This is a genomic window from Leisingera sp. F5, from assembly GCF_001593695.1.
Genome location: NZ_LUKH01000879.1, coordinates 1 through 1,526 on the forward strand (window position 1 = coordinate 1; position 1,526 = coordinate 1,526).

The 1,526-nt window shown below is 60.2% G+C and carries 2 protein-coding genes; one reads left to right on the forward strand and one right to left on the reverse strand.

What is annotated here, in order from left to right:
* Positions 1 to 160: 160 nt before the first annotated feature.
* The gene (locus tag A2I95_RS37015; RefSeq protein ID WP_291737460.1) at positions 161 to 658 is read right to left on the reverse strand and encodes a molybdopterin-dependent oxidoreductase; all 498 of its coding nucleotides are present in this window, start codon (positions 656 to 658) and stop codon (positions 161 to 163) included.
* A 321-nt stretch (positions 659 to 979) separates the two neighbouring features.
* On the opposite strand from A2I95_RS37015, the gene A2I95_RS37020 reads away from it, so the two are divergent.
* A partial coding sequence (locus A2I95_RS37020; RefSeq protein ID WP_291737461.1) for a response regulator transcription factor occupies positions 980 to 1,526 on the forward strand: 547 nt, incomplete at its 3' end.

Below are 1,526 nucleotides of genomic sequence, written 5' to 3' on the forward strand. Positions count from 1 at the left end.
TGCCGCGGTCGACAGCCCGCCCAGTTGCTGCAGCACCTGATGCCCCAGCCGCACCGACTGCGCCGCCAGCGCCGCCGCAATCGCCAGCACCAGCGCCAATACCCAGCGCGGCATCGTTGGAAATCCGCGCAGCATCACCTGACTGCTCCCTGCCTGCCATTCACGGCTGAATTACGATCCGGTCCAGTTGCCAAATACTGCGCGAAAAGACTTCTTCGGTGCGGTAAGCCGGGTTGCTGTCATAAGGGTACACCACCCATAGCGGCCCCTTGTTGCGCAGGGACATTTCCGCACCGTTGCGCTCAAAGGCAACAATCGGGCCGCCTTCAACCGCATCCGCAACAGGGATTTCCACCGCATAGTCATTCACCGCATAAGCTACAAGCCGCCCGCTGCTGACATCCATCCGCCCCACCAGAACAGCCAGCGGCACGCCGGTGAATTGCTGCGGCCCGGTGGTCCAGATGGTCTCCGTCTCAAAGGTGACCGGAGCCAGCGCACGCAGATCCTCGATCGTGTATTGCACCGCAGGTTCCGCCGCGCCCTCCACTCCGACCGACAGCAGCACCGGTTGCGCTTCATCCGCAAAACCTGCGGCTGCACACGCCATGACTGCAAGCGAAGCCAAGGCCGCGACCTGCGAAATCAACCCTCTCATTCCAGCACTCCTCTTTTAAGGCAGTCTCCACAACAACCGGGCAAAGCATGGCATATCCGCTCGCCCCGAAAACCGGCACCTGAGGATAGGTTCATGACCTTTCGTATAGGGTGCACAACCGCCAGAGTAGCGCCATCACCCTAATGTTGGCTTACCGGAGACCGTCAGAACGTCGTAATATCAATAAAATTTCCAGCACACGCACAGGAGCAGCAGCAGATGTTCACACCCCAGTCCAGGCCGCAATCCAAGGTTGACAGTTTTGAAACCCTTGTCGCTGTAGACTGGGACCGGGAAATAAAGAACAGGTCTAGTGGCTACATGCGCATTTTGCTGGCAGACGATCATGATATGGTCCGCGAAACAATCTCCGCCTACCTCAAATCCGAGGGCGGTGCTGAGGTCGCTCTGGCGACTGATCTGCCAGGTGCGATTTCGCAGATTTCCGAACTCGGCCCCTACGACCTGGTGCTGCTCGACTACAACATGCCCGGCATGATGGGACTCGACGGCCTGGCCAAGGCGCTGGAGGCCAATGGCGGCAAGGGCGTAGCCATTCTGTCCGGCAGCGCGCCCGCCCGCACCGCGCAGGAGGCGCTGGATGCCGGTGCCATCGGCTTCATCCCCAAGACCATGGGCGCGCAGTCACTGCTCAATGCCGTGCGCTTCATGAGCGCGGGAGAGATCTACGTGCCTGTCGATCTGATGCGCGAAGACGCCTCGGCCAACACCCATCCGCTTGCTGAGAAACTCAGCCCGCGCGAACTGGAAGTGCTGAACGGATTGTGCCGCGGCTTGTCGAATAAGGAAATCGCCCGCGAGCTGGAGTTGCAGGAAGTGACAATCAAACTGCACGTGCGCACGCTTT